At 69.9% G+C, this 5349-nt stretch carries 6 protein-coding genes and 1 tRNA gene; 4 read left to right on the top strand and 3 right to left on the bottom strand.

Going from position 1 to position 5349, the window contains the following annotated elements; translation table 11 throughout:
• From C1I99_RS28950 to C1I99_RS28940, 3 genes are all read left to right on the top strand, one after another.
• On the top strand, nt 1-1397 hold a 1397-nt coding region (locus C1I99_RS28950), incomplete at its 5' end, for a replication initiator (protein WP_111137366.1).
• Between the two features lie 12 nt (nt 1398-1409).
• Nucleotides 1410-1694, top strand: a complete 285-nt coding sequence (locus tag C1I99_RS28945; RefSeq protein ID WP_111137364.1) for a helix-turn-helix domain-containing protein — start codon at nt 1410-1412, stop codon at nt 1692-1694.
• Nucleotides 1694-2911, top strand: coding sequence for a tyrosine-type recombinase/integrase (locus C1I99_RS28940; protein ID WP_111137363.1), 1218 nt, complete (start codon nt 1694-1696; stop codon nt 2909-2911). Before C1I99_RS28945 ends, C1I99_RS28940 begins: the two co-directional genes overlap by 1 nt.
• 57 nt (nt 2912-2968) lie before the next feature.
• On the opposite strand, the gene C1I99_RS28935 is transcribed toward C1I99_RS28940, so the two are convergent.
• Together C1I99_RS28935 and C1I99_RS28930 are read right to left on the bottom strand one after the other, a co-directional pair.
• Nucleotides 2969-3043 (bottom strand) — tRNA-Val (locus C1I99_RS28935).
• Nucleotides 3044-3098: 55 nt separating this feature from the next.
• On the bottom strand, nt 3099-3641 hold the full coding sequence (locus C1I99_RS28930; protein WP_111137362.1) for a TIGR02611 family protein: 543 nt from the start codon (nt 3639-3641) through the stop codon (nt 3099-3101).
• A 303-nt stretch (nt 3642-3944) separates the two neighbouring features.
• Here C1I99_RS28930 and C1I99_RS28925 point away from each other — a divergent pair, with 303 nt between their 5' ends.
• The gene (locus C1I99_RS28925) at nt 3945-4376 is read left to right on the top strand and encodes an SsgA family sporulation/cell division regulator (protein ID WP_007457244.1); all 432 of its coding nucleotides are present in this window, start codon (nt 3945-3947) and stop codon (nt 4374-4376) included.
• A 93-nt stretch (nt 4377-4469) separates the two neighbouring features.
• Here C1I99_RS28925 and C1I99_RS28920 read toward each other — a convergent pair whose 3' ends face one another.
• Entirely contained in the window at nt 4470-5246 is a 777-nt protein-coding gene (locus tag C1I99_RS28920) for a RhlG family 3-oxoacyl-ACP reductase (protein ID WP_111137365.1), read from the bottom strand.
• Between the last annotated feature and the right edge of the window lie 103 nt (nt 5247-5349).

The raw sequence follows: 5349 nt of genomic DNA, 5'->3' as shown, positions 1-5349 counted from the left end.
CCCCCGCACCCAACCCTGCCACCGACGCCCAACGCGAGTTGATCCTGCTGCGGGCGCACCTGGAATTCGCCCGCGACGAAGCCCAACGCGCCGCCCAGTTCGACCAGGTACCCGGCATCGACCAGGCGATAGCCGAGGTGGAGGAAGCCATCGCCGCCGAGGGCCTACGCGGGCAGGTCGCCCCACCCCACGACGGGGAAGCCTCCGAAGGTCACCGGCGCAAGCGGTCAACCCGCCGCCGGCAGGACGCCCCCGACCTGCCCCGCAAGAAGGTGGAGCGGCGCACGGTCGGCCGGGTCTACACCGCCCCGGACGGCACCGAACACCGCCCCTCGATGTGGCTGTCCCTCACCCTCGACTCCTATGGGCGGGTGCTACCGGACGGGACGCCGGTCGACCCGGACACCTACGACTACCGGCGCGCGGCCTGGGATGCGGTGCATTTCGCCCGGCTGCTCGATCGGTTCTGGCAGAACCTGCGGCGGTGCGTCGGCTGGAACGTCCAGTACGCCGGCTGCGTCGAGCCGCAACGACGCCTCGCCCCACACGCGCACTTCGCCATCCGGGGCACCATCCCCCGGACGGTGCTGCGGCAGGTCGCCGCCGCCACCTACCACCAAGTGTGGTGGCCGCCGGCTGACAAGCTCGTGTACTCCCTGGATCGCCCGCCGGTATGGGACGACAACCGCGGCGCATGGGTCAACCCCGACACCCGCAAACCCTTGCCGTCATGGGATGACGCCCTGAATCTCATCGACGCCAACCCCGACGCCAAACCCGCGCACGTCGTCAGGTTCGGCCGACAGGTCCACGCCGAAGGCGTCACGCCCGGCACCGTCCACGCACAGCGAACCATCGGCTACATCACCAAATACATCACCAAGAACGCCGCCGACTGCCACAAGACCGACACCGACCGGCAACGTGACCACCTCGACCGGCTCTGGCAGCAACTACGCATCACACCATGCAACGAGCGGTGCGCCAACTGGCTGCTCTACGGCATCCAGCCCAAGAAGGCCCACGGCAGGCTGCAAGCCGGACGCTGCAAGGGCAAGGTCCACCAACGCGCCACCCTCGGCATTGGCGGACGACGCGTCCTCGTCTCCCGCGACTGGTCCGGCAAAACCCTCGCCGACCACCGCGCCGACGCCCGCGCCTGGGTCCGCAACCTCCTCGGCATCAGCACCGGCGCCGAGGACGCCAAACCCGCCGGCCCGGACCAACCCGCCGCCTACGCGTGGGAACTCGCTCGGCCCGACGACGCCGGCATCCCACCCCTGCAACACCGGCTTCTACGCGCCCTGTCCCAACGAGCACAGTGGCGGGCCGCTCTGCTCGCCGCAAGGGATCGCGCAACCACCGCCCTGACCACCGTCGACCGTCCCACGTCCTGAATCGGAGGAATTATGGAACGCGCCGCCGTCTCTACCCCCACCCGATCCCACCTCACCGCCGTCCCCGATCTCCCCAACCGGATGCTGCGGACCAACGACAGCCGGGCCGTCTACTCCGTCCGCGAGGTCGCCCGCCTCCTTTCGCTCTCCCTGGGCAGCACCTACGCCCTGGTTCGCGAGGGCGAGATACCCGCCCGCAAGCTCGGCGGGCGCTGGGTCATCCCCAAGAAGCGATTCCACGACTGGCTCAACGAGGCCACCGAGCAGACCACCCACGGGCCGGAGGGCTGGGCCTGATGGGACACATCGTCAAGACGCCAGCGGGAACGTTCCGCGCGAACTGGCGTGACGCCACCGGCCGGCAGAAGGCCAAGACGTTCCCGACCCGCCGGCAAGCAGCCTCCTTCCTGGCCGAGACAGAAGCCGCCATCGCTCGCGGCGGATATGTCGATCCGCACGCCGGCCGTCTGTTATTCGGGAAGTACGCGGAACGCTGGCGCGAGTCCCGCAACGACGAGCTGACCACGCGTGCGCGTGATGCCTCGATCCTGCGAACCCACGTGCTGCCGCGCTGGTCAGACGTGCCGCTTTCCCGGATCGATCACCTTGCCGTTCAGCGCTGGGTGACCGACCTCGGCGCTCGCCGCTCACCCGCCACCGTGGCCGAGTGCTTCCGTCTGCTGTCGACCATCCTCCGCGCGGCCGTCCGGGATCGGCTCATCGGCACCAACCCATGCGAGGGCGTCAAGGTCCCGGCCCGACGCAAGAAGGACACCGACGGGCACGTGCTGTCCCGCGCAGACCTGATCACTCGGCTCCTGCCGGCTGTCCCCGACCGGTATCGCGCCCTCGTCGCGCTCGCCGGAGGCACCGGCCTCCGGTGGGGTGAATCCACCGGGCTTCGGTGGGAGTCGCTCGACCTGACGGCGAAGACGGTCGAGGTGGTCCGCGTCGCGGTCGAGGTTGCGGGCGCCGTCACAATCAAGCCCTATCCGAAGTCGCGGGCCGGCCGGCGCACCGTCCCGGTGCCAGACTTCGCCGTCGACCTGCTGACCGCCCACCGCGAGGCGTTCCCGGCTGGTGCCCGCGGTGAAGTCTTCACCAACTCGTCCGCCGGTCCGCTGCGACGGACGCTGTTCCGGGCTCGTGTCTGGCGGCCGTCCCTGGTCCGCGCCGGCCTGCTCGGGAACGTGAGTCGCCTGGGGCACTTCAAGTGGCGGGCAAGCTGGGTCGACTCTGAGGGCATCGAGTGGTCGGCGGAGTTCACCACCGAGCGGGAAGCAGTGGCGCACGTGGCGAAGATGGCGCCAGGCGGCCTGCGCTTCCACGACCTACGGCACTCGTACGCCACCGAGCTGGTGTCGCGGGGCGTCCCGGTCAACGACGTCCAGGCGGTGATGGGCCACGAGAAGCCGTCGACAACTCTGAACCTCTACACCCACCGATCTGACGGTCGGGATAAACGCATCCGTGACGCGTTCGCTGACGATCCGCTGACGCCCAACGACGACTGACGATGGAATCAGCAAGAGGCACCCTCGACCGAGGGTGCCTCTTCTGCGCTATTCGAATGGTGGGCGATACTGGGATCGAACCAGTGACCTCTTCGGTGTGAACGAAGCGCTCTCCCGCTGAGCTAATCGCCCTCAGCGCGGATGACTGTACCTGATCGGCTCGCCATCCCGCGAATCCGGGGTCAGGTCAGTGCGTCGCGAGGTAGTGCAGCGCCCGGGCCACCAGGTCGATGCCGAGGCTGTACTTGAGTGACAGCCAGAGCACCGTGGCGACGAAGACCAGGCCGACGGAGCCGAGCACCAACCGCACACCCAGCGACTGGTACTTCACCCACTGCGTCCAGTTGTGCACGTGCCGTCGGGTGAAGCCGAGCAGGCGCCTTGCCCAGTGGAACTCGACCGCCCAGATGCCCAGGCCGGCGATCACCAGCAGCCAGCCCGGGCCGGGGAGCGGGATGAGGGCGACGCCAACGGTCACGACGAGGGCGCCGGCGACGGCGATGAAGATCTTGAGGGCGACCCGGCCGGTCGGGTTGGCCCGGATCAGTTCGAGGGTGGTGGACACCCGCTGCCGCCAGTATCGCCCACCTCGCCGGTCGGCCACCGCCGCGCCGCCGCCCCCCTGGCTGGACGGCGGCCGGCCATGCCGGTCGTACTGCTCCTTCGGCACCCCGTACCCTCGCTTTTCGGCTGCCCGGACCGCGACGTTCGGCGGGCCCGGCGCCGCCATCGGATCCACTGAGGATCGTTTCGTAACCATTTCCACCCCCAGTGTGGCTCGCGCCCGTCACTGGAACGGACGACTGGACGTTACCGGAGTAAGTCGACGACTGAACCACCCGATGCCGGGCGGGATCACGCACTGGGCAGAACCGGAAATCGTACATGAATTCTCACATTCAAGCGGCCTTTCCGACCCCCTTCCCACCACTGGGTGAAGTCAGCGTATGGCGGAGCGTAGCCAGGAGTAGCACCTGAGTATGGGAAAAGCGGGACACGCGCGTTCCGCAGCGGTGCCGGGGGGAGATCGTCCATGTCTGTCATCCGACCGACGACTGTAGAGGTCGAAACGTCGCTAAGGCTCGTCGCACCTGACGCTACCGCCTTGCCGGTGCGTGCCAGTCTGCGTTACGACCCTGCTGATCCGTATGCGGTTCATGTCCTGTTCCACGCCGAATCCGCCGGGGGCGAGGCGGTCAGCTGGTCCTTCGCCCGCGAGTTGCTGGTCACCGGCCTCGACGAGCCGGCCGGCATCGGCGACGTGCGGGTCTGGCCCTGGGCCACCCCGCGCGGGGACTTCGTCGCGCTGGCGCTGTCGTCGCCGGACGGCAATGCCCTGTTCGAGGTGCCGCGCAGCGTCCTGGTGCGGTTCCTGCGGCGGACCTACGTCGTCGTCCCGCGCGGTCGCGAGGCCGAGCACCTGGACGTCGACACGGCAGTGAACCGGCTGCTCGCCGGCCGCTGACCGACGCACCCGGAGCCGCGCGGATCTGCCGAGTCCGCGCGGCTCCTTCCACCCCCGAGGGGGTACGCTCCGCGCCCCGCCCGCGGGCGCGCCTCAGCCGTGCGTGGTGATGCCGCCGTCGACCGGGATCACCGCACCAGTGAGGTACGCGCCAGCGCGGGAGGACAGGTAGATCGCGGTGCCGGCCATGTCCTCCGGCCGGCCGATCCGGCCCAGCGGCACCTGCTTCTCGATGGCGGCCCGGGACGACGGGTCGTCGAGCGCGAAGGCCATCATCTTGCTCTCGAACGGCCCGGGCGCGATCGCGTTGACGGTGATCTGCTCGCCGGCCAGCTGGTGGGCGAGGCTGCGGGTCAGCATGTGCACCGCCGCCTTCGTGGCGGAGTACGCGTACACCTCCATCCAGGGCACCCGGATGCCGTCGATCGAGCCGATGTTGATCACCCGGGCCGGGTCGTCGGCACTGGCCGAGGCGCGCAACGCGGGCAGCAGCGCGGTGGTGAGCCGGAAGACCGCCTTGACGTTGACCGCCCAGAGCTTGTCGAACGCGCTCTCCGGGTACGCCTCCAGCGGCGCGCCCCAGGTGGCGCCGGCGTTGTTGACCAGCACGTCGAGCCGGTCGAACCGCTCCCGGACGGCCGTGGCGAGGCCCTCGGCCCCGGCGTCGTCGCCCAGGTCGGCGGGGATCGCCTCGCAGCGCCCCTCGGTGGAGAGCTCCTTGGCCACCGCCTCGCAGGCGTCCGCCTTCCGCGACGAGATGATCACGTGCGCACCGGCCCGGACGAAGCCCTGGGCGATCATCAGGCCGATCCCCCGCGAACCGCCGGTGACCAGGACCGTCTTGCCGTGCACCGAGAACAGATCCGTCATGCCCATCCCCTCGCGAGTCGCCCGCGCCCCCCGCCGTGCGGGCCGCCCCGCCACAGCGGGCCGGCGCCGACCCGGACCGGACGGCACTACCGCTCGGTAACGT

Origin of the sequence: Micromonospora deserti, from assembly GCF_003236335.1 — a bacterium.
Lineage (GTDB): Bacteria > Actinomycetota > Actinomycetes > Mycobacteriales > Micromonosporaceae > Micromonospora > Micromonospora deserti.
The sequence above is the reverse complement of the archived record's forward strand: the minus strand, read 5'-3'. Positions and strand labels throughout refer to the sequence as shown.

Bases quoted from the DNA above. Each gene is read 5' to 3' on its own strand.
- C1I99_RS28930 (WP_111137362.1), bottom strand. From the start codon at position 3,641: ATGGCGGCGCCGGGCCCGCCGAACGTCGCGGTCCGGGCAGCCGAAAAG.
- C1I99_RS28945 (WP_111137364.1), top strand. From the start codon at position 1,410: ATGGAACGCGCCGCCGTCTCTACCCCCACCCGATCCCACCTCACCGCC.
- C1I99_RS28940 (WP_111137363.1), top strand. From the start codon at position 1,694: ATGGGACACATCGTCAAGACGCCAGCGGGAACGTTCCGCGCGAACTGG.
- C1I99_RS28920 (WP_111137365.1), bottom strand. From the start codon at position 5,246: ATGACGGATCTGTTCTCGGTGCACGGCAAGACGGTCCTGGTCACCGGC.
- C1I99_RS28925 (WP_007457244.1), top strand. From the start codon at position 3,945: ATGTCTGTCATCCGACCGACGACTGTAGAGGTCGAAACGTCGCTAAGG.